The sequence below is a fragment of the Nocardioides sp. B129/18 genome, assembly GCF_055282735.1.
Genome location: NZ_JBUZJI010000019.1, coordinates 1,311 through 20,853, shown reverse-complemented (window position 1 = coordinate 20,853; position 19,543 = coordinate 1,311). Strand labels below are relative to the sequence as shown.

General features: G+C 75.0%; 18 protein-coding genes. 7 read left to right on the top strand and 11 right to left on the bottom strand.

Features of this window, described 5'->3' with window-relative positions; genetic code table 11:
• Nucleotides 1–72: 72 nt before the first annotated feature.
• A complete protein-coding gene (locus tag ACZDWJ_RS13710; RefSeq protein ID WP_463521575.1) occupies nt 73–1,437 on the bottom strand; it encodes a glycoside hydrolase family 1 protein in 1,365 nt (454 codons plus the stop codon).
• Nucleotides 1,438–1,453: 16 nt separating this feature from the next.
• Between ACZDWJ_RS13710 and ACZDWJ_RS13705 the strand changes: the two genes are divergently transcribed.
• The gene (locus tag ACZDWJ_RS13705) at nt 1,454–2,128 is read left to right on the top strand and encodes a pirin family protein (RefSeq protein WP_463521573.1); all 675 of its coding nucleotides are present in this window, start codon (nt 1,454–1,456) and stop codon (nt 2,126–2,128) included.
• A 61-nt stretch (nt 2,129–2,189) separates the two neighbouring features.
• Here the strand turns inward: ACZDWJ_RS13705 and ACZDWJ_RS13700 are convergent, their stop codons facing one another.
• Entirely contained in the window at nt 2,190–3,110 is a 921-nt protein-coding gene (locus ACZDWJ_RS13700) for a diacylglycerol/lipid kinase family protein (RefSeq protein ID WP_463521571.1), read from the bottom strand.
• Nucleotides 3,111–3,234: 124 nt separating this feature from the next.
• Here ACZDWJ_RS13700 and ACZDWJ_RS13695 point away from each other — a divergent pair, with 124 nt between their 5' ends.
• The 3 genes from ACZDWJ_RS13695 to ACZDWJ_RS13685 all read left to right on the top strand — a co-directional run bounded on the left by ACZDWJ_RS13695 (nt 3,235) and on the right by ACZDWJ_RS13685 (nt 5,985).
• The gene (locus ACZDWJ_RS13695; protein WP_463521569.1) at nt 3,235–4,260 is read left to right on the top strand and encodes a sigma-70 family RNA polymerase sigma factor; all 1,026 of its coding nucleotides are present in this window, start codon (nt 3,235–3,237) and stop codon (nt 4,258–4,260) included.
• Nucleotides 4,257–4,904 (top strand): maleylpyruvate isomerase N-terminal domain-containing protein, encoded by a 648-nt coding sequence (locus ACZDWJ_RS13690; protein ID WP_463521567.1) that lies wholly within the window; start codon nt 4,257–4,259, stop codon nt 4,902–4,904. Before ACZDWJ_RS13695 ends, ACZDWJ_RS13690 begins: the two co-directional genes overlap by 4 nt.
• Before the next feature lie 61 nt (nt 4,905–4,965).
• A complete protein-coding gene (locus tag ACZDWJ_RS13685; protein WP_463521565.1) occupies nt 4,966–5,985 on the top strand; it encodes a helix-turn-helix transcriptional regulator in 1,020 nt (339 codons plus the stop codon).
• A gap of 50 nt (nt 5,986–6,035) precedes the next feature.
• On the opposite strand, the gene ACZDWJ_RS13680 is transcribed toward ACZDWJ_RS13685, so the two are convergent.
• The 5 genes from ACZDWJ_RS13680 to ACZDWJ_RS13660 form a co-directional block, all read right to left on the bottom strand.
• On the bottom strand, nt 6,036–7,040 hold the full coding sequence (locus ACZDWJ_RS13680; RefSeq protein WP_463521563.1) for a DUF2332 domain-containing protein: 1,005 nt from the start codon (nt 7,038–7,040) through the stop codon (nt 6,036–6,038).
• 29 nt (nt 7,041–7,069) lie between these two features.
• Nucleotides 7,070–8,545, bottom strand: coding sequence for an NAD-dependent succinate-semialdehyde dehydrogenase (locus ACZDWJ_RS13675; RefSeq protein WP_463521561.1), 1,476 nt, complete (start codon nt 8,543–8,545; stop codon nt 7,070–7,072).
• 234 nt (nt 8,546–8,779) lie between these two features.
• Nucleotides 8,780–10,663, bottom strand: coding sequence for a penicillin-binding transpeptidase domain-containing protein (locus ACZDWJ_RS13670; protein WP_463521559.1), 1,884 nt, complete (start codon nt 10,661–10,663; stop codon nt 8,780–8,782).
• Nucleotides 10,664–10,788: 125 nt separating this feature from the next.
• Nucleotides 10,789–12,636: a DEAD/DEAH box helicase gene (locus ACZDWJ_RS13665; protein WP_463521557.1), complete on the bottom strand. Its 1,848-nt coding sequence runs from the start codon at nt 12,634–12,636 to the stop codon at nt 10,789–10,791.
• 214 nt (nt 12,637–12,850) lie between these two features.
• Nucleotides 12,851–14,962, bottom strand: coding sequence for a phosphocholine-specific phospholipase C (locus ACZDWJ_RS13660; protein WP_463521555.1), 2,112 nt, complete (start codon nt 14,960–14,962; stop codon nt 12,851–12,853).
• 207 nt (nt 14,963–15,169) lie between these two features.
• Here ACZDWJ_RS13660 and ACZDWJ_RS13655 point away from each other — a divergent pair, with 207 nt between their 5' ends.
• The 3 genes from ACZDWJ_RS13655 to ACZDWJ_RS13645 all read left to right on the top strand — a co-directional run bounded on the left by ACZDWJ_RS13655 (nt 15,170) and on the right by ACZDWJ_RS13645 (nt 17,209).
• Nucleotides 15,170–15,310 (top strand): hypothetical protein, encoded by a 141-nt coding sequence (locus ACZDWJ_RS13655; protein ID WP_463521553.1) that lies wholly within the window; start codon nt 15,170–15,172, stop codon nt 15,308–15,310.
• Nucleotides 15,311–15,596: 286 nt separating this feature from the next.
• A complete protein-coding gene (locus ACZDWJ_RS13650) occupies nt 15,597–16,196 on the top strand; it encodes a YceI family protein (RefSeq protein WP_463521551.1) in 600 nt (199 codons plus the stop codon).
• Nucleotides 16,197–16,270: 74 nt separating this feature from the next.
• On the top strand, nt 16,271–17,209 hold the full coding sequence (locus ACZDWJ_RS13645) for a GNAT family N-acetyltransferase (protein ID WP_463521549.1): 939 nt from the start codon (nt 16,271–16,273) through the stop codon (nt 17,207–17,209).
• Here the strand turns inward: ACZDWJ_RS13645 and ACZDWJ_RS13640 are convergent.
• From ACZDWJ_RS13640 to ACZDWJ_RS13625, 4 genes are all read right to left on the bottom strand, one after another.
• The gene (locus ACZDWJ_RS13640; RefSeq protein ID WP_463521547.1) at nt 17,145–17,780 is read right to left on the bottom strand and encodes a hypothetical protein; all 636 of its coding nucleotides are present in this window, start codon (nt 17,778–17,780) and stop codon (nt 17,145–17,147) included. The two genes, ACZDWJ_RS13645 and ACZDWJ_RS13640, sit on opposite strands and share 65 nt — an antisense overlap.
• The gene (locus ACZDWJ_RS13635; protein ID WP_463521545.1) at nt 17,777–17,923 is read right to left on the bottom strand and encodes a hypothetical protein; all 147 of its coding nucleotides are present in this window, start codon (nt 17,921–17,923) and stop codon (nt 17,777–17,779) included. The genes ACZDWJ_RS13640 and ACZDWJ_RS13635 overlap by 4 nt, the downstream gene beginning before the upstream one ends.
• A gap of 72 nt (nt 17,924–17,995) precedes the next feature.
• A complete protein-coding gene (locus tag ACZDWJ_RS13630) occupies nt 17,996–19,030 on the bottom strand; it encodes an NAD(P)-dependent alcohol dehydrogenase (protein WP_463521543.1) in 1,035 nt (344 codons plus the stop codon).
• Nucleotides 19,027–19,543 (bottom strand): hypothetical protein (locus ACZDWJ_RS13625; protein ID WP_463521541.1); only part of this gene is annotated, 517 nt, incomplete at its 5' end. The genes ACZDWJ_RS13630 and ACZDWJ_RS13625, both read right to left, overlap by 4 nt.

Below are 19,543 nucleotides of genomic sequence, written 5' to 3'. Positions count from 1 at the left end.
CGGACACGTCACACGGGGGACAGTTACCCGGTCAGCCGGGTAATTGTCCCCCCGCCCAGCCCAGCGGGAGCCCTACCCCACCGACCGCGTCTGCGCCCCGATCACCGAGGCGTACCAGTCGAAGGACTCCTTGGGCGTGCGGACGCCGGTGGCGGGGTCGACGTGGACGAGCCCGAAGCGCTGGGTCCAGCCCTCGGTCCACTCGACGCCGTCGAGCAGCGAGGTGGCGTAGTAGCCGCGGATGTCGACGCCGCGCTGGACGGCGTCGGCGACGGCGCGCAGGTGGCCGTCGAGGAACCGGACCCGCTCGGTGTCGACGATCCGGCCGTCGGCGTCGGGCTCGACGACGTAGGACGCGCCGTTGCCGGTGATGACGATCGGCGGGAGCGCGGCGCGGTAGCGGGCGCGCAGCATGATCAGCCACTCGCGCAGCGCCTCGGGCACCACCGGCCAGCCGGCGTCGGTGACGGGGTGGCCGACGGTGTCGCACAGCTCGAAGGGCAGGTCGGCCTCGAGCGGGGCGGCGCCGATGCGCATCGGCGCGTAGTAGTCGACGCCGTAGAAGTCGAGGGGCTGGCGGATGGTGGCGAGGTCGCCGTCGGCGACGACGTCCTCCATGAGCGGCAGCAGGTCGGCGGGGTAGCGGCCCAGCAGCATCGGCTCGAGGAAGAAGCCGTTCCACAGGGCGTCGAAGAGCTTGGTGGCGCCGACGTCGGCGGCGTCCTCGCTGACCGGCCACATCGGGGCATGGCTGTTGGCGCACCCGATCTCGCCGCGGCTGTGCTGCCGCACGGCCATCGCGGCCCGGCCGTGGGCCAGCAGCAGGTGGTGGGCGGCGTAGAGGGCGTCGAAGAGCAGGGAGCGGCCCGGCGCGTGCATGCCGACGCCGTAGCCGAGCAGGGCGGCCACGCCGGGCTCGTGCACCGGCACCCACTGGGCGACGCGGTCGCCGAGCCGGGCGGCGACGGTCTCGGCGTAGGCGGCGAACCGGTCGACGGTGTCGCGGTCGAGCCAGCCGCCGCGCTGCTCGAGCTCCTCGGGCAGGTCCCAGTGGTAGAGCGTCACCATCGGGTCGACGCCGGCGGCGAGGAGGGCGTCGACGATCCGCTCGTAGTGGTCGAGGCCGGCCGCGGAGACGGGCCCGCTGCCGCCGGGCTGCACCCGCGGCCACGAGATCGAGAGGCGGTGCCCCTGGACGCCGAGCCGCTGCAGGAGGGCGACGTCCTCGGGCCAGCGGCGCAGCGCGTCGGCCGCGGGCTCGGCACCGACGCCGCCGCGCACGAGGCCCTGGGCCGCGAAGGAGTCCCAGATCGAGGTGCCCCGCCCGTCGACCGCGCCCTCGGTGGGCCAGGCCGCCGTGGCGACGCCGAAGCGGAAGCCCGGGGGGAGCACCGGTCGCAGGACCGGCAGCGGCAGATCGGCCGCGGGGAAGGGCATGGCACGATCGTCCACCATGACCGTGGAGATCCGCAGAGGTTCAGCGCGCTTCCTCACCCGTGAGGTCGGTCGCCAGACCCGTCACGCCTTCTCCTTCGGCGCCCACTACGACCCCGAGCGCCTCGGCTTCGGCGCGCTCGTCTGCCACGACGAGCATCTGCTCGCCGCCGGCACCGGCTTCGAGACCCACCACCACGCGGGCGTCGTCATCGTCTCCTGGGTGCTCGACGGCGTCCTGGAGCACCGCCACGACGACGGCGAGCCGGTGGCGCTGCCGGCCGGCACCCTCGGGGTGTTCCGCCCCGGCGACGGCGCGGAGCACAGCGAGATCGGCCGCACCGGCACCCGCTTCGTCCAGCTGTGGATCTCCGATCCCGAGGACCGCGAGGGCGTCATCCACGAGGTCGCCGACCTCGGCACCGCCCTCGACGCCGCCCGCGGCACCTGGGTCGACTCCCCCGACCTCGGGCTGCCCGGCGTCACGCTCCGCCTGGCCCGGCTCGGCCCGCAGGAGACGCTGACCCTGGCCACCGGCCCCCGGGTCTACGCCGCCCTCACCCGCGGCGCCCTGCTGCGCTCCTCCCTCGCCGAGCCGCTGCAGGCCGGGGACGCCTTCCTGCTCGCCGACGAGCCGGCCCACGAGGTGCGCGCCGCCGTCGACACCGAGCTGCTGGTGCTGACCCTGCCCTGAGATCTGGCCCTGAGGTCTGCTCCGAGATCCACCGGCGCTGGTTCCACGTGGAACCAGCGCATCAGCCCCCGACGACCCGCAGCGCGCCGGGCAGCACCTCGACGACGACCGGCTCGGCGTCGCGCTGCGGCAGGACGCCGCGCGGCTCGCCGTCGGCGCCCATCTCCACCGGCGGGCGGGCGTCGGCGCTGATCCGCACCCGGCGTCCGCGCATCAGGCTGACCTCGGGCCGCTCGACGTGGCGTCCGGCGTAGATGCTCGGGAAGGCCCGCAGGAGGGTGGTGCGCGAGGTGGCCGCCACGACGACGACGTCGAGCACCCCGTCGGTCACCGAGGCGTGCGGCGCGATCCGCATGCCCTGGCCGTAGTAGCCGGAGTTCGCGACGACGACCATGCCGGCCTCGACCTCGTGGACGACGTCGTCGATCTCGACGCGGAAGCGCCCCGGCGCGTAGGACCAGATCGCGCGGATCGCCGCGGTCGGGTACTGCAGCGGTCCGGGCGTGCGCCGCATCCGGTGCACGAGCGCGGCGGCGTGGGCGTCGATGCCGCAGTAGACCGAGCCCGCGACGCGCTCCTCGCCGATCTCGGGGCGGGTGCAGGCCAGCAGGTCGACGGCGTGCTCGGGCGCGCGCAGCAGGGTGTCGGCGATGCCCTCGGGGTCGGTGGGCAGGCCGAGCATCCGGACGAAGTCGTTGCCGCGGCCCGCGGGCAGCAGGCCGAGCAGTGCCCCGGCCCGCGACGCCGGTCCGACGAGGTGGGAGATCATCCCGTCACCGCCGGCGGCGACCACCACCTCGCCCCGGGCGGCGGCCTCCTCCACCAGCGGCGCGAGGCGGTCGGGGCCGGGCGAGTCGAGGAGGCGCACCTCGGCTCCGCGACGTCGCAGCAGGTCGACGACCGCGGCAGCGCTCGCGGCAGCATCGCCCCCGCCGGCGGCGGGGTTGAGGAGGACGGCGAAGGAGCGCGAGGCGGGGGTCATCGCGCCGAACGATCCCAGACGCCGCACCCCCGCGTCGAGGCGAGGCGATGAGTCCGGGGGTCTTGCGGGGTCCACCCCCTCAGACGGCAGGATCGACCCGACGTCTCGGCACCCAGGGAGCACCATGAGCACCAGCACGCCCGCCACCAGCCCCGCCAGCAGCCCCGCCAGCAGCCCCGCCACCAGTCCCGTCGCGGCAGGCGAGCTGCACGACTTCGACGCTCTCGCCGGCCGCTACCAGCGCGAGCTGCTCGCCCACTGCTACCGGATGAGCGGCTCGGTGCACGAGGCCGAGGACCTCGTCCAGGAGACCCTGCTGCGGGCCTGGAAGGCCGCCGGCGCGTTCGAGGGCCGCTCCTCGGTGCGCACCTGGCTCTACCGGATCGCCACCAACGTCTGCCTGACCAACCTCGAGGGCCGCCCCCGGCGCCCGCTGCCGGCCGGTCTCGGCGCTCCCGACCAGCCCGCCGGCACGGCGCTCGAGCAGGACCTCGAGATCACCTGGCTCGAGCCGGTGCCCGACGCCGCCGTGCTGGTCGGCGAGCGCGACTCCATCCGGCTGGCCTTCGTCGCCGCGCTGCAGCACCTCCCGGCGCGCCAGCGGGCCGTGCTGATCCTGCGCGACGTGCTGCGGTGGTCGGCCGCCGAGACCGCCGAGGCGCTCGAGACCACCGTCGCGGCCGTGAACTCAGCCCTCCAGCGCGCGCACGCCCAGATGCAGGGACGCGGCCTCACCGAGGACACCGTCGAGGCCGACCTGACGCCGGGCCAGGAGCGCCTGCTGGAGCGCTACGTCGAGGCGTTCTGGCGCAAGGACGTCGACACGATCGTCTCGCTGCTGACCGCCGAGGCCGTCTGGGAGATGCCGCCGTTCACGAGCTGGTTCCAGGGCCGCTCGAACATCGCCTGGCTCATCGGCAACGAGTGCCCCGGCGGCAGCGAGGACATGCCGATGCTGCCGACGCGCGCCAACGGCCAGTCCGCCTTCGGCCTCTACATGCGCGACCCCGCCGGCGGGTTCGTGCCCTTCCAGCTGCAGGTGCTCACCTTCACCGGCGACGAGGTCTCCCAGGTCGACGCCTTCTTCGACCCCCGGCTCTTCGCGACCTTCGGCCTGCCGACCCGCCTCCCCGCCGTCCACCGGCCATGAGCGCGGGCCCGGGGACCCCCGTCCCGGGCGCGCTGGTCGACCTCGCCGCGGCGGTGGAGCTGCTCGAGCGCGCCCTCGTGCCGCTGGCGGCGGTGCTCGCCCGCGTCGTCGACGACGACCTGCCGCGCGCGACGCCCTGCGTCGGCTGGTCGGTCGTGACGCTCCTGGACCACCTCGACGACGGGATCGAGGCCTTCACCGAGGCCGCGACCGGGTGCATGGGCGCTCCGACCCGACGGGCGGGCGTCCCGCCGGCGCACGGCGTCGCGGGCGATCTGACGCTGCGCGCCCGGCGGCTGCTCGAGACCTGGGTGGCCCGTCTCGACGCCCCGGCCCCGACGTCGGTCGCGCTCGCGGACCTGCATCTCGCGGCCCCGCTCGTGGTCTCGACCGCGGCCCTCGAGCTGGCCGTGCACGGTCAGGACCTCGCCGGCGTCGTCGGCGGCCCCCGTCTGGCCCCCGCGCTGGCCGCGGACCTGCTCCCGATCGCGGGCCTCCTCGTCGACACCGGCGCCGACGGGGATCGATCCCCTCAGTTCGCCGCCCCCCTGGCGGTGCGTCCCGACGCCGCCGCGCCCGCCCGGCTGCTGGCCCGGCTCGGCCGCGTCGAGCGGCCGCCGGCGCGGACTGGACCGGACGGGTGAGGGGTCCACGAGTTCGGGCAAACCCGCCTCGGCGCGGGCACCGGCCCGCGAGGATGGACGCATGCAGGCCGCCGGGGCCCTCGTCCCGTCCTCCCCAGTCGCACCCCCGGGCCCGCGGACCCGGTCCGCGCGGCCGGCCGGTGCCCGTGAGCGGCTGGCCCGCGCCCTGGAGGCGCAGGTCGAGGGGCGCCTGATCGACGCGCTCGTCGGGCTCATCCCGCTCGCCGCGGACGCCTCCGCCGAGGCGCCGGTGCGGCACCGCGCCACCCTCGCGCTGGCCGAGGTCCGCCTGGCCCGCGGCGAGGTCGAGGCCGCGGAGGGCCTCCTCGTCGCCCTCGGGACGCCGTCGGCGCCCGTGCAGGCCGCCCGCCTCGAGCTGGTGCGCGCCGACCTGTCCTCGGCCTACGGCGCCGCAGAGGAGGCCATCGGCCACTGCACCGCCGCCGGACTCCTCGCCGCGGGCGCCGACGCCGCCGAGGTGCCCTGGCGTGCCGCCCTGGCGCTGGCCCTCCTGCGCGACGGACAGCGCGGGGAGGCCCGCGCGGTCGCCCGCGAGCACGCCGCGGCGGTGGCCGACGCGTCCCCGCGCGTGCGGGCCGAGGCCCTGCGCACCCTGGCCGCCGTCGACGCCGGCGAGCACCGCGTCGACCTCCTCGAGCAGGCTCGCGTCCTCGTCGAGGACGTGCCGGCCGCACGCCTGCAGGCCCAGCTCGACGCCGACCTCGCCGGCCTGCTGCTCCTCGGCTTCGCCGACCACGAGCGGGCCCGCGCGGTGACCCTGCTCCGCGGCGCCGAGTGCTACGCCCATCGTCAGGGCCTGCGGCCGCTGCAGGAGCGCGTCGAGCGCCTGCTGGCCCGGGCCGGCGAGCAGCCGATGATGGCGCCCAGCGCCGGCGTCGCGACGCTGACCGCCACCGAGCGCCGGGTCGCCGACCTCGCCGCCAGCGGTCTGACCAACCGGCTGGTCGCCGCCGAGCTCGCGGTGAGCGTCAAGGCCGTGGAGTGGCACCTCTCCCACGTCTACCGCAAGCTCGGCATCTCCTCCCGCGCCCGCCTCGCCGGCGCCCTCGGCCTGGCCTGAGGACCGCGCGCCGCCGCGGAGCGGGCGCTCAGAGCCGGCTCAGAGCTCGGTCAGAGCCAGGTCAGCCGGCGCCCGTGACCGTGGGCGAAGGCCCGGGCCACGCCATCGATGCCGAGCACGAACGAGCCGTCGACGGGACCGGACGGCGCCGTCGCCGTGACGGCCGGCAGCACCCGCGGCGCCTCGTTGCTCACCCAGTGGCACGCCCCCCGGGCCACGAGACCGGTCATGAGGGCGTGGAACCGCTCGCGGTCGGCGTCGGAGAGGTAGGCGATGACGGCGGTGTGGAAGACGATCACCGGGCCGTGGGCCGCGGCCCGCTCGACGAGCGCCTCGGTCTCCTCCAGGAGGTCGCCGGCGACGATCATCGCGGGCTCGGCCCGGGCGACGGCGACGGCCTCGCGCAGGAGCGCGCGCCGGTCGTCGTGCTCGGGCCAGATCAGCGTCTCCAGCCAGGCCGCCTGGTCGGCGTCGGCGACGTCGAGGGGGTTGAGGTCGACGCCGCCGCGCCAGGCCACCTGGAGCGGACGGCTCGGCAGCGGCGCCGGGCCCTCGACGACGCAGGCGAGCTCGCGGCCCTGCCCGGCGTCGAGGACGACGTCGCCGTCGGCCGTGCTCCAGCGGTAGTCCCAGCGGTCGGGGTAGAGGCAGAGTCCGGCGCTGGCGCCGACCTCCAGGAGCGAGACCGCGGCTCCGTCGCCCGGTCCGTCGTCCAGCTGGTCGGCCAGGAGGGAGAACGCCGGGAGGAGGGTGGCGCTGCGGCGGGCCTCGTTGGTCTGGGTGGAGCGCTCGAGGATGGTGGTGCGGATCGTGCCGTCGTCGCCGAGGAGCGCCTCGCGCAGCGCCGCGTAGGGGCCGGGTGCGGCGACGCCGTGGTGACGCGCGGCCCCGAACACCAGGTTCGGCTGGGTCTTGATGCCGGGCAGCGCGCCGATCCAGGCGAGCACCTCGTCGTCGTCGACGACGCCGGCCGCCCAGGCGGACAGGGCGGGCGAGTCGCGGGCGTGGTCGACGAAGTCGCGGTACTGCTGGCGGGTCTCTCCGTGGGGATCCATGCCGAGATCACGGACCTCTCTGGGGTGGGTCAGGTGGCGGGGAGCGCCACGTAGGTGGTCTCGAGGTACTCCTCGATGCCCTCGAAGCCGCCCTCGCGGCCGAAGCCGCTGGCCTTGACGCCGCCGAAGGGCGCCGCCGGGTTGGAGATCAGGCCGGTGTTGACGCCGACCATGCCGTACTCCAGCGCCTCGGCGAGACGGATCGTGCGGGCTAGGTCGCGGGTGTAGACGTAGGACGCCAGGCCGTACTCGGTGTCGTTGGCGCGCGCGATCGCCTCCTCCTCGGTGCGGAAGGCGAGGACGGGCGCGACGGGCCCGAAGATCTCCTCGCGGTTGAGCGCGGAGTCGGCCGGCACGTCGACGAGCACGGTCGGCGGGTAGAAGTAGCCGTCGGCGGGGACCTCGGCGTCGCTGCCGCCGGTGAGCACGCGGGCGCCCTCCGCGACGGCGTCCTCGACGCGCGCGCGGACGCCGTCGAGGGCCTTGGCCTCGATGAGCGGGCCGACGTCGACGCCGTCGTCCTGGCCGCGCCCGACGACGAGCGCGCCCATCCGGGCGGCTAGCTTCTCGGCGAACTCCTCGACGACGTCCTCATGGACGAGGAACCGGTTGGCGGCCGTGCAGGCCTCGCCCATGTTGCGCATCTTGGCCACCATCGCGCCCTCGACGGCGGCGTCGACGTCGGCGTCCTCGAAGACGAGGAACGGCGCGTTGCCACCGAGCTCCATCGAGACGCGCTGCAGCTGGTCGGCGGACTGCTTGACCAGCACCTTGCCGATGCCGGTGGAGCCGGTGAAGCTCACCTTGCGCAGGCGGTCGTCGGCCTGGAGCCGCTCGCTGATGTCGGCGGCCCGCAGCGAGGGGACGACGTTCAGCACGCCGTCGGGCAGTCCCGCCTCGGCGAGGATGCCGGCCAGGGCCAGCATGGTGAGCGGGGTCTGGGCGGCCGGCTTGACGACCATCGTGCATCCGGCGGCGATCGCGGGGCCGATCTTGCGGGTGCCCATGGCCAGCGGGAAGTTCCAGGGCGTGATGAACAGGCACGGGCCGACCGGCTTCTTCATCGTGAGCAGCCGGCTGCCGCCGGCGGGGGCCTGCATCCAGCGGCCGGCGATGCGCACGGCCTCCTCGGAGAACCAGCGGAAGAACTCGTTGCCGTAGCCGACCTCGCCCTTGGCCTCGGCGACGGTCTTGCCCATCTCCAGGCTCATGAGCAGCGCCAGGTCGTCGGCGCGGGCGGCGATCGCCTCGAAGGAGCGGCGCAGGATCTCGCCCCGCTCGCGCGGCGCGGTGCGGGCCCAGGACGCCTGAGCGGACACGGCGGCGTCGAGCGCGGCGACGGCGTCCTCGACGCTGGCGTCGGCGACGGCGGTGAGCACCGAGCCGTCGGCGGGGTCGAGCACGTCGAAGGTGGCGCCGTCGGAGGCCGGACGCCACTGGCCGCCGATGAGCAGGCCGCGGTGGTCGGCGGGGAGCAGGTCGGTGAGGGCGTCGAGTCGGCTCATGGAGCCGATCCTGTCACCGGCCCGCGGCGCCGTCGACGCACCCCCCTCCCGGGTCAACCCGGGTTCGTCGCGCCGGAGCCGGCCCTGTGCTTGCCGCGTTTCGGTCACGACGCCTCGCACGACGTGGCATGATCGTCGACGTCACTTCGGAGGGAGCACTCAGAAGCGACGGTGAGCCCCCGCTGACCCCATGCAGCGCGGGGCTCACGCCTTTTCCGGCGCCCGTCGGACCGCTCAGCGGGCCGCGGCGAGGAAGCGCCGCAGCAGGGGTCCGGCCGTGCCGGACCCGGACTCGCCCTCGTCGACGAACACCGCGACGGCGAGGTCGCCCTGGCCCGCGACCATCCACGCGTGGGTGAGCACCTTCCCGCCCCGCTCGAACTCGGCGGTGCCGGTCTTGGCGATCACCTCGGGGCCCGGCAGGCTCGCCAGCGCGCGGCCGGAGCCCTGGGTGACGACGCCGCGCAGCAGCGAGCGCAGCGTGGCGGCCTCGCCCTTCGTGAGCGGCGTGACGTCCCCGGCCTTCGGCTTCGCGGAGTCGACCAGCCACGGGACGACCGTGCGTCCGGCCTCCACCGAGGCCATCGTCGTCGCGACGGCCATCGGGGAGGCCAGCACGGTGCCCTGGCCGATGAGGTCGGCGGCGGCCTCGGTCTGGCTTCGCGGGGCGGGGACCTGGCCGAAGTAGGCGGGGAAGCCGAGGTCGTGGTCGACGCCGAGGCCGAGCGAGGCGGCGGCGTCGGCGAGGGCGGTGCCCCTCACCTTGCCGCGCTGGCCGATGAAGGCGGTGTTGCAGGAGTTCGCGACCGCCTGGGCCAGCGTGATGCGTCCCAGACCGGAGGCGGGGTAGTCGGAGTAGTTCTTGAAGCGCTTGCCGTCGACGGTCAGCGTCGCGGGGCAGCTGGCGGTGCTCGAGGCCGTGAGCCCGGCGCGCAGCAGGGCCAGGCTGCTGACGATCTTGAACGTCGAGCCGGGCGCGAACCGGCCGTAGGTGGCGAGGTTCTGGCTGCTCGACGGGCCGGTGGCCGCCGCGAGGATCGCGCCGTCGGAGGGTCGGATGGCCACGATCGCGCTGTCGGGACGCACGCCGGCGAGCACCGTCTCGGCCTCGCGCTGCAGCCGCTCCTGCAGGCTGATCCGCAGCGTGGACCCCGCCTTCGGCTCGACGCTGAACAGCTCGCGGGACTCGGCGTCCTCGCCCTGCGGCACGGCGGTGACGACGGCGCCGGGCGTGCCGCGCAGCTGCTCGTCGTAGCGCGCCTGCAGGCCCGAGAGCCCGGCGACGTCGCCGGACCGGTAGGCGTCGGGGTCCTTCTTCACCATCTCGGCGGTGACGGGCCCGACGCTGCCGAGGATGGGCGCGGCGAAGGTGCGCGTCGGCGCCAGCGGCACCTCGTCGCGCACCGCCCCGGCGCCGTCGATGTCGGCGTACCCGGCGCCGACGCGGCTCGGCACGTCCTCGGTGCGGTAGGCGATGCCCTCGACGAACGCCTTCGCGCCGGCCGCCTTCACGCGGGCGACGAACCCGGCGGCTTCGATGTCGAGCAGCGCGGCGAGGCGGCGGGCCGAGGCGAGCGCGGTGGCGGCGCTGACCCGCGCCTTGTCGATGCCGAAGCGGGTGACCTCGCGGTCGGTCACCAGCGTCGTGCCGCCGGCGCCGACGATGTCGCCGCGGGTCGCGGCCGTGCGCTGCACCGCGAGGTGCTCGCCGTCCTTCAGGGATCCCTCGACGACGGCCTCGCTCCACACGCCCGTCCAGGCGCCGTCGGCCTCCTTCAACGGGAGCGTGGTCTCGTAGGTCCAGCCCTGCGGCCCGATCGGCCAGGTCCAGCGCAGCGTCGCCGCCGGCCGCTCGCCCTCGCTGATCGAGCCGACGGCGACCTTCGGCGTCAGGCCGTCCATGCCGCTGACGGCGGCCTCGTAGTCCTTCGTCAGCGCCGCACCGGTGGTGGCGCCGCTGCTCGACGGGCTCAGCGCGACCTTCGCGAGGTCGCCGGAGGCCAGGCCCTCGGCCCACGCCTCGGCGACCGGACGCGGGTCGGGATCGTCGTCGCCCGAGCAGGCCGGCAGGCCCCCCACGACGGCGACGGAGAGCAGGACGGCACCGAGACGCTTCACCGTGCCGTTTCTATCAGCGCGCCGCGATTGGTCAGGGGAACTTGGGCGTCAGGGCCCCGAAGTTTCCCTGACCTTTGAGAAGTTCCCCTGTCAGCCGGGGAACTTCTGGCGCGTCCCGGGCCCGCTCAGTCGTGGCTCTTGCGGTGCCGCGGCTTGCGGGGAGCACCGTCGGAGCCGCCGTCGGAGGCCGGGCCCGAGCCGTCGCGGTCGTACCGCTTCGGACCGCCCGAGCGGCGGGGGCCGCCGGAGCGTCCGGGCGGGCCGTCGTCGAGCCGCAGCTCGATGAGCTTGCCGCTGATGCGGGTGTCGGCGAGCGCCGCCCAGGTCTCGGGGGCGAGATCGGCGGGGAGCTCGACGAGGGAGAAGTCGGGGCGGATGGAGATGGCCCCGAAGTCGGCGCGGCGCAGGCCGCCCTCGTTGGCGATGGCGCCGACGATCTGGCGGGGCTCGACGCGGTGCCGCTTGCCGACGCTGATGCGGTAGCTGGCCAGCGGCGGGCCGTCGGCCCGACGGTTGGGACGCTCGGAGCGCTCGCCGCGCGCGGGCCGCTCGCCCCGGTCGGCGCGCTCGGGACGCTCGGTGCGGCGCGGCGGCTCGGCGGCGGGGTCGAGCAGCAGCGGGGTGTCGCCCTGCGCGACGACGGCCAGCGCGGCCGCGACGTCGGCCTGCGGCACGTCGTGGTGGCGCACGTAGTGGTCGACGATGTCGCGGAAGGCGGTGATCCGCTCGGTCTGGGCGAGCGCCTCGGTGATGGCGTCGTCGAAGCGCGCGAGGCGGGTGGCGTTGACCTCGTCGACGCCGGGCAGCGGCATCTCGGCCAGCGGCTGGCGGGTGGCCTTCTCGATGTGCTTGAGCAGGTAGCGCTCGCGCGGGGTGATGAAGGAGATGGCGTCGCCGCTGCGTCCGGCGCGGCCGGTGCGGCCGATGCGGTGGACGTAGGACTCGGTGTCGGTGGGGATGTCGTAGTTGACGACGTGGCTGATGCGCTCGACGTCGAGGCCGCGGGCGGCGACGTCGGTGGCCACGAGGATGTCGAGCTTGCCGGCCTTGAGCTGGTTGACCGTGCGCTCGCGCTGCGCCTGGGCGACGTCGCCGTTGAGGGCGGCGGCGGAGTAGCCGCGGGCGCGCAGCTTCTCGGCGAGGGTCTCGGTCTCGTTCTTGGTGCGGACGAAGACGATCATCCCGTCGAAGTTCTCGACCTCGAGGATGCGCGTGAGGGCGTCGACCTTCTGCGGGTAGCTGACGACGAGGTAGCGCTGGGTGATGTTCGACGCCGTGGAGGTGCGGCCCTTGACGGTGATCTCGGCGGGGTCGCGCAAGTAGGCCTGCGAGAGCCGGCGGATCTGCGCGGGCATGGTGGCCGAGAACAGCGCCACCTGCTTGTCGACGGGGGTCTCGGCGAGGATCGTCTCGACGTCCTCGGCGAAGCCCATGTTGAGCATCTCGTCGGCCTCGTCGAGCACGAGGAACCGCAGCGCCGAGAGGTCGAGGGTGCCCTTCTCGAGGTGGTCCATGATGCGGCCGGGGGTGCCCACGACGACGTGGACGCCGCGGCGCAGCGCGGAGAGCTGGACGCCGTAGCCCTGGCCGCCGTAGACGGGCAGCACGTGGACGCCGGTGAGGTGGGCGGCGTAGCGCTCGAACGCCTCGCACACCTGGAGCGCGAGCTCGCGGGTGGGGGCCAGGACGAGGGCCTGCGGGGTCTTCTGGGAGACCTCGAGCCGGTCGAGCACGGGCAGGGCGAACGCGGCGGTCTTGCCGGTGCCGGTCTGCGCCAGGCCGACGACGTCGCGGCCGTCGAGCAGGGTCGGGATGGTCGCGGCCTGGATGGCCGACGGGGTCTCGTAGCCGACGTCGCGCAGCGCCTTGAGCACCTTCGGACCCAGGCCGAGGTCGGCGAAGGTCGTGGTCTGCTCGGGGGCGTCGGAACGGTCCTCGGGGCGGTCGTCGGTCTGGTCCACGGGGTCGCTCACCCGACAACGGTAGTGGCGCAGGGGCCCCCGGCGCATTCCCCGCGGGCGCGGAGGCGCTCCGGGAGGAGTCGAGGGACGGCGTCGCGCCTGCGATGACGCAGCGCGATCGACACCGCATCGGCGCTGACCTGCGCCGATGCCACCCCCCACACCGCGCTGCGGGGCGCGGTGTGTGGGTGGTCACCCGGGGCCGTCGCGACGCTCGGGCTGCGGCTCAGGCGGTGCGGGTGGGCCGTCCGGTCTCGACCCGCCCGGTGAGGGTGCGGGCGAAGGCGAGGTCGTCGGGGCTGGTGATCTCCAGGTCGTACCAGCCGTGGTCGGTGGGCCAGGTGAGCTCGACGGCCCGGCCGCGGCGCACCAGCACCTCCGTGCGCCGGCCGGCGTAGGCGCGCGGCGCGAGCACGAGGCGCACCGGCCGGGCGCCGGTGGTCCGCAGCGTCAGGCCGAGCCCGCCGCGCCAGCGGCGGGTGGCGGCGAGCACGTCGACGCCGGCGGCGGCACCGTCGCGGCGTCCGCGCAAGCCGGCCCAGAACCCGGCCGGGCCCTGGACGAGGACGTCCCAGGCGCCGTCGGCGAGCGCGACGTCGAGCTCCTCCCGGCCGCGCACGGGACGGGCCACCGGACGCGCGGCCCCCTCGAGGGTGCCGGCGTAGGGGTAGACGGTGAAGGAGGCGGCCCGGCGGCCCGCGTTGCCCAGCCGCAGGCGCAGCGCGTCGCCGTCGAGCACCGCCGAGACCGACGGCTGGTAGGGCAGGGCGCGCGCCGGACGGCGTCCGGCCTCCTGCGTGGGCAGGGACTGGTCGACGGGCGGGGTGGGCTTCCAGCGGTCGATCGGCTCGGGCACCGGGCCGGGGCTGGCCGGCACGGGCGGGCGGTGGCGGCCGTCCCAGTCGAAGGCGCCGGTGAGGTCGGAGCAGACCTCGCGGCGCCAGGCGGAGATGTTGGGCTCGCGCACGCCGGTGACCTGCTCGAGGAACCGCAGCGTGGAGGTGTGGTCGGCGGTGGCGGAGTCGACGAACCCGCCGACGGTCCACGGCGAGACGATCGTCATCGGCACCCGCGGGCCGAGCCCGATGGGGCGTCCGGCGGTCCAGTCCTCGCCCTCCCCGGACGCCGGGCGCGGGGCCACCGGCGGCGGGACGTGGTCGAAGAAGCCGTCGTTCTCGTCGAAGTTGATGAGCACGACCGTGCGCTCCCAGGTGTGCCGGTCGGAGGCGACGAGGTCGAGCAGGTCGTGGACGAGGTGCGCGGAGCCCACCGGCGTCGAGGCGCCGGGGTGCTCCGAGAGCGAGGCCGGCGGCACGATCCAGCTCACCCGCGGCAGGGTGCGACCCTCGATGTCGGCGCGCAGCCGCTCGAGCAGCGTGCCGGGACGACTGCGGGCCATGCCGCGGTCGAACAGCGAGCGCTCGGCGGTGGTGAGCGACGCGCGGCCGCGCTCCAGCTCGGCGAGCACGCGGTCCTGCTCGGCCGGGGTGCGGTCGTGGAGGGAGTCGTAGAGCTCCTCGGTGGTGCGGAAGGTCTCCGAGACCGACGTGAGCGCCTTGGCGCCGATGCGCTTGAACGGCACGAAGTACTCCACCGCGTTGTCGGTGAAGTTGTCCCACTCCTGGTAGATCCGCCAGTCGACGCCGGCGGCCTCGAGGCGCTCGGGGTAGGTGGTCCAGGCGTAGCCGGGGTGGTCGTAGGAGTAGGCGGCGTTGGTGACGGCGCGGCCGCCGCCGGCGGGCTCGACGCCCGTGGTGCCGGTCCAGAAGTAGTTGCGGTTGGGGTTCGTCGAGCCGAAGACCGAGCAGTGGTAGGCGTCGAGGGTCGTGAAGGTCTCGGCCAGCTCGTACTGCAGGGGCACGTCGGTGCGGTCGTAGTAGGTCATGGTGGCGCGGCCCTTGGCCGGCACCCACCCGTCCCACCAGCCGTCGGCCCAGGCCGCGGTGGCGTCGCTGAAGCCGTGCGGCAGCGCGCCGAGGTACTGGATGTCGCCGGCGGGACGCCCGGCCGCGGCCGCCGCCTCGCGCAGGGAGAACGGCAGCACCTCCCCCGCGCCGTCGGGCTGGCGCAGCACGCTGGCACTGCCCGCAGGCCGCGGGAGGGGGTGGCGGTCGCCGTAGCCGCGCACGCCGCGCAGGCGTCCGTAGTAGTGGTCGAAGGAGCGGTTCTCCTGCATCAGCAGGATCACGTGCTCGACGGCGCGCAGGCCACCGGCCCGGGGCGGGGCGGCCATGGCGCGGTGGAGGCTGTCGGGCAGGAGCGAGGCGGTGGCCCCGACGCCGCCGGCGGCGAGGACGGCGCGGCGCGACGGACGGGCGGGACCCGAGAGGGACGTCATGGCGCGCAGCCGAGCACCTCCGGGCGTCCGGCGGCTGAACGGCGGGTGTCACGACGACCCTCGCCCCCCGGGGTGGAGCGCGGTGGCGCTCTGAGCCCGCGTGGCGCGGGTCCGGGTGGAGCGAGCCGTCAGGATTCCGCCAAAAAGAGCCCGCGCAGGTGGAGCCGTGCTACCTTTGGTGAACGGAAAGTGAACAGGAGGTGTCTCATGGCCCACTCTCGAGTGATCACCACGGAGATCGTGCAGGTCTGGATCAACGTCACCGACGCTGACGGCCGCAGCCGCCTGGAGTCCCGCTGGGTGACTCCGGACATGGCCGCTGCACTGCACGCCACGCACGCTGCCTGACGACAGCCGTCGCGACGCCCCGCGCGTCCGACCCCCGCTCGTCCCCGAGGACGAGCCGCCGAGAGCCGCATCCGAGACGTCGGATGCGGCTCTCGGCGTTCCCGGGGCGCCTCAGGACCGTGCCGCGCTCTCCCGGGCCGTCGCCCGACGTTCATCCAGGGCTCCCCGACCTAGGGTGGTCCAGACCACACCCGGGCCAGCAGGCTGAGCCGGGAATGCGGCAGGCCCACCGATCCGTTACGGTGGTTGAAACTTCTACTAACCACGATCCTCCAGGGAGCGCACCATGGGCATCTTCAGCAAGAAGAACACCGCCGAGACCGACGTCTTCGACGCCGGCACCACCGTCCTCGAGGACATCTCGGGCGACTACACCATCGACGCCAGCCACAGCCGCCTCGGCTTCAGCGCCCGGCACGCGATGGTCACCACCGTCCGCGGCCAGTTCGGCGAGTGGAGCGGCACGGCCCACATCGACGCCGCCAACCCCGCCGCCTCCACGGTGAGCCTCACCATCAAGACCGCCTCCATCGACACCGGCGTGGCCGACCGCGACGGCCACCTCGTCTCCGCCGACTTCTTCGACGCCGAGGCCAACCCCGAGATCACCTTCGTCTCCACCCAGGTCTCCCGCGACGGCGACGAGTGGACGATCACCGGCGACCTCGCCATCAAGGGCGTCGCCAAGCCGGTCACCATCGACTTCGACTTCACCGGCTCCGCGAAGGACCCGTTCGGCAACACCCGCGTCGGCTTCGAGGGCGCCACCGCCATCAACCGCAAGGACTGGGACCTCACCTGGAACGCCGCCCTCGAGACCGGCGGCGTCCTCGTCTCGGAGAAGGTCAAGCTCGAGTTCGACATCTCGGCGATCAAGAACGCCTGACGCACGACCCCCCGAGGGGCCACACCCGGATATCCGGGTGCGGCCCCTCGTGCCTGCGGGCCAGGATGCGGATCATGATCGACCTCCCCGCCGGCTTCGACGCCCGCCCGCTCGTGCCGGCCGACGCTCCAGCGGTCGTCGCCGTCATGGCGGCCCAGCAGCAGCGTGACCTCGGCGAGACGGTCATCGAGCTCGCCGACATCGAGGCCGACTGGCAGCGTCCCTCCTTCGACCTGGCCGCCGGCAGCGTCGGCGTGCTCGTCGACGACGTCCTGGTGGCCTACGCCGAGACCGACGGCGAGCGGGGCGACGCCTGCGTGCACCCCGCCTGGGAGGGCCGCGGCCTCGGCACCGCCCTGGCCCACTGGCGCACCGAGCGCGCCCGTGCGGCCGGCGCCGCCTGGGCCGGCATGCCCGTGCCCGCCGGCTCTGCGGGCGACCGGCTCCTGGCGGCGCTCGGACACGAGGTGCGCTGGGAGAGCTGGGTGCTGGACCTGCCCCCCGAGGCCCGGATCGCGCCCCGCGACCTGCCGCCGGGCTGCACGCTCCGCCCTGCCCGCGTCGAGGAGCACGAGGCCTGCTGGCGCCTCACCGAGGCCGCCTTCGGCGAGTGGCCCGACCGCGGGCCGGAGCCCTACGGCGACTGGGCCGCACGCACCGTCGAGCGTCCCGGCTTCGAGCCCGAGCACCTGCGCGTGGTCGTCGACCGGGACGGCGAGGTGCTGGCGCTGGCCCTGCTCGTCCGCGTGCCCGACGCCGACGGCGGCTGGGCCGAGGGATACGTCGACCGGCTGGCCACCCGGGCCGACCGCCGTGGCCTCGGCCTGGCGCAGGCGCTGCTCGCCGACGCCTTCGGCCTGGCCCGGGACGCCGGCGCCCCTCGCTGCTCGCTGTCCACCGACTCGCGCACGGGCGCCCTGGGCCTCTACGAGCGCGTCGGGATGGTCGTCAGCTCGACCTGGCGCCACCGGGCGGCGCGCCTGGCACCTCCACCGTCGTCGTCACCGTCGTGACGCCGGGCCGCTCGGGGGTGGAGGAGAACCCGAAGCCGGGCTGCGGACGCACCGGCGTCAGCGCGCCGAGCGGGACGCCGTCCCAGGCGCCCTCGATCGCGACGACGGCGCGCAGGTCGGTGGCGCCGTACCACTCGCGACGCCCCTGACCGGCCGAGCCGCGGGTGCGCACGCCGCGCACCAGCAGCCGGGCGACCGGGTCGGTGAGCGCGCAGAACCAGGGCGCCCGGGCGAGCGGCGCAGGCACCAGGCGCAGCAGCCACCCGAGCGCGGTGCGGCGTCCGAGCGTGAGGTCGAGCCTCAGCGACGTCGTGCGCACCCGCCAGCCGTCGGGGGTCGCGGTGACCTCGACGGGCTCGAGCCGCACCTCGTCGAAGGAGTAGGTGGCCGCGACGAAGTCGCGCACCCGGGCGTCGGGAGCCAGGAGCACGCGTCGACCCTCGGCGGTGGCCACCATGACGTCGGCGAACGGCCCCCAGGGGCCCTCGTCCCAGCGGCCGACGACGACGCGCACGCCCGACGTCGAGCCGACGCCGGCGATCGCGCCGCCGAACCGGTGCCGCGTGCTCACGCGAACGGCAGGGCCTCGCCCTCGCAGCAGTTGGCCTTGAACTTGCACTGCGGGCAGAACCACCGGGTGGCGATGGGGTCGAACTCGTGGCCGCAGGCCAGACAGGCGAAGTAGGCGTCCGTGGTGCTCCGGGTCGTGCTCACCGCCCGAGGATCCCACGTGGGCGGGGGCCCGGCGCGCAGACGCACCGGGCCCCCGTCGTTCGCGCGAGGCGACTAGGGCACGAGGATCGCGCGGCCGCGGACCTGGCCGGCGTCGAGGTCGCCGACGGCGGTGGCGAAGTCGTCGAGCGCGTACTTCTGGGTGTGCAGCGTGACGGCGCCCCGGGCCGCCAGCGCCATCAGCTCGCACAGGTCGTCGTAGGAGCCGACGAGGTTGCCGATGACGTTCTTCTCCTCCGAGATCAGGTCGATCGTCGGGACGTCGACGTTCTCGCCGTAGCCCACCACGTGGTAGTCGCCGGCGCGACGCGTCATCGCCAGGCCCTCGGACGTCGAGCCGTTCTCGCCGACGAAGTCGACGACCACCTCGGCGCCGAAGCCGCCGGTGAGGCCGAGCACCTCCTCGACCTGCCCGCCCTCGGCGACGACGCCGTGGTCGGCGCCGATCGAGAGCGCGAGCTTGACGGCCTCGGGGTTGCGGTCGACGACGATCAGCTCGGCCGGGCTCAGCGCCTTGAGCACCTGGATGCCGATGTGGCCCAGGCCTCCGGCGCCGATGATGACGCAGCGGTCGCGCGGGGTCAGCCGGCGCGCCGCCTTGGCCGCCGCGTGGTAGGCCGTCAGGCCGGCGTCGGCGAGCGCGGCGACGTCGGAGGGATGCAGCCGGTCGTCGATGCGCACGACGCTGCGGGCCGTCGTCTTCAAGTAGTCGGCGTAGCCGCCGTGGGTGTCGATGCCGGGGAACGCGCTGGTCTCGCAGTGCACGTCGTCGCCGCGGCGGCAGGCCCGGCACAGGCCGCAGGTGGCCAGCGGGTGCAGGATCACCGGGTCGCCCTCGCGCAGGTGCGTGACGGCCGAGCCGACCGCGTGCACCCAGCCGGCGTTCTCGTGGCCGATCGTGTACGGCAGCGTGACGCCGGACTTCTCGGCCCACTGGCCCTCGAGGATGTGCAGGTCGGTGCGGCAGACCCCGGCCCCGCCGATCCGCACGACGACGTCGAGCGGGCCGGTGGCCTCGGGGATCGGCAGCTCGGTCATCTCCAGGCCCTGGTGGTAGCCGACGACCTGGACGGCGCGCATGGTGCTCATGCGGACTCCTCTGAGGGGTGCGTGTGGGGCGGGCGGGTGGCGGTGAGCGAGGAGAGCGGGACGAACGCCTCCTCGTCGGGGTAGCGGGTGCCGAGCAGGCCCCGGCAGAAGTGGGCGTTGCCCTCGATCGAGACCCGGGTGGAGCGGGCTCGACGCAGCACGGCGTCGGCCTGCTCGGCCGGGTAGGCGGCGCCCGCGTGGTCGACCAGCACCGGGGCGTCGTCGTCGAGCCGCAGGCCGAGGGCCTCGCGGCGGCGACGCAGCCCGCCGGTGGTGGCGTCGTCCGGGAGGTCGCCGAGGCGCACCTCCACCAGCGTGGCGACGTCGCGGTCGGGCTCGGCGCGCAGCAGCGCCGTGAGCGAGCGCTCCATCGCCGCGGTGTGGGCCTTGCGCTTGAAGGTCTCGCGCAGCTCGTCGAGGTCCTTCTCGGCCTCGTGGCGGAAGGTGCCGCGGTAGCCGGCGTCGGTGGCCAGGCCGGTGTTGATGAGCTCGGAGTCGTGGGGGGGGGGGGGG

Excerpts from the sequence above, each read along its gene's own strand:
- ACZDWJ_RS13710 (WP_463521575.1), bottom strand. The coding sequence starts at position 1,437 with ATGCCCTTCCCCGCGGCCGATCTGCCGCTGCCGGTCCTGCGACCGGTG.
- ACZDWJ_RS13705 (WP_463521573.1), top strand. The coding sequence starts at position 1,454 with ATGACCGTGGAGATCCGCAGAGGTTCAGCGCGCTTCCTCACCCGTGAG.
- ACZDWJ_RS13700 (WP_463521571.1), bottom strand. The coding sequence starts at position 3,110 with ATGACCCCCGCCTCGCGCTCCTTCGCCGTCCTCCTCAACCCCGCCGCC.
- ACZDWJ_RS13695 (WP_463521569.1), top strand. The coding sequence starts at position 3,235 with ATGAGCACCAGCACGCCCGCCACCAGCCCCGCCAGCAGCCCCGCCAGC.
- ACZDWJ_RS13690 (WP_463521567.1), top strand. The coding sequence starts at position 4,257 with ATGAGCGCGGGCCCGGGGACCCCCGTCCCGGGCGCGCTGGTCGACCTC.
- ACZDWJ_RS13685 (WP_463521565.1), top strand. The coding sequence starts at position 4,966 with ATGCAGGCCGCCGGGGCCCTCGTCCCGTCCTCCCCAGTCGCACCCCCG.
- ACZDWJ_RS13680 (WP_463521563.1), bottom strand. The coding sequence starts at position 7,040 with ATGGATCCCCACGGAGAGACCCGCCAGCAGTACCGCGACTTCGTCGAC.
- ACZDWJ_RS13675 (WP_463521561.1), bottom strand. The coding sequence starts at position 8,545 with ATGAGCCGACTCGACGCCCTCACCGACCTGCTCCCCGCCGACCACCGC.
- ACZDWJ_RS13660 (WP_463521555.1), bottom strand. The coding sequence starts at position 14,962 with ATGACGTCCCTCTCGGGTCCCGCCCGTCCGTCGCGCCGCGCCGTCCTC.
- ACZDWJ_RS13655 (WP_463521553.1), top strand. The coding sequence starts at position 15,170 with ATGGCCCACTCTCGAGTGATCACCACGGAGATCGTGCAGGTCTGGATC.
- ACZDWJ_RS13650 (WP_463521551.1), top strand. The coding sequence starts at position 15,597 with ATGGGCATCTTCAGCAAGAAGAACACCGCCGAGACCGACGTCTTCGAC.
- ACZDWJ_RS13645 (WP_463521549.1), top strand. The coding sequence starts at position 16,271 with ATGATCGACCTCCCCGCCGGCTTCGACGCCCGCCCGCTCGTGCCGGCC.
- ACZDWJ_RS13630 (WP_463521543.1), bottom strand. The coding sequence starts at position 19,030 with ATGAGCACCATGCGCGCCGTCCAGGTCGTCGGCTACCACCAGGGCCTG.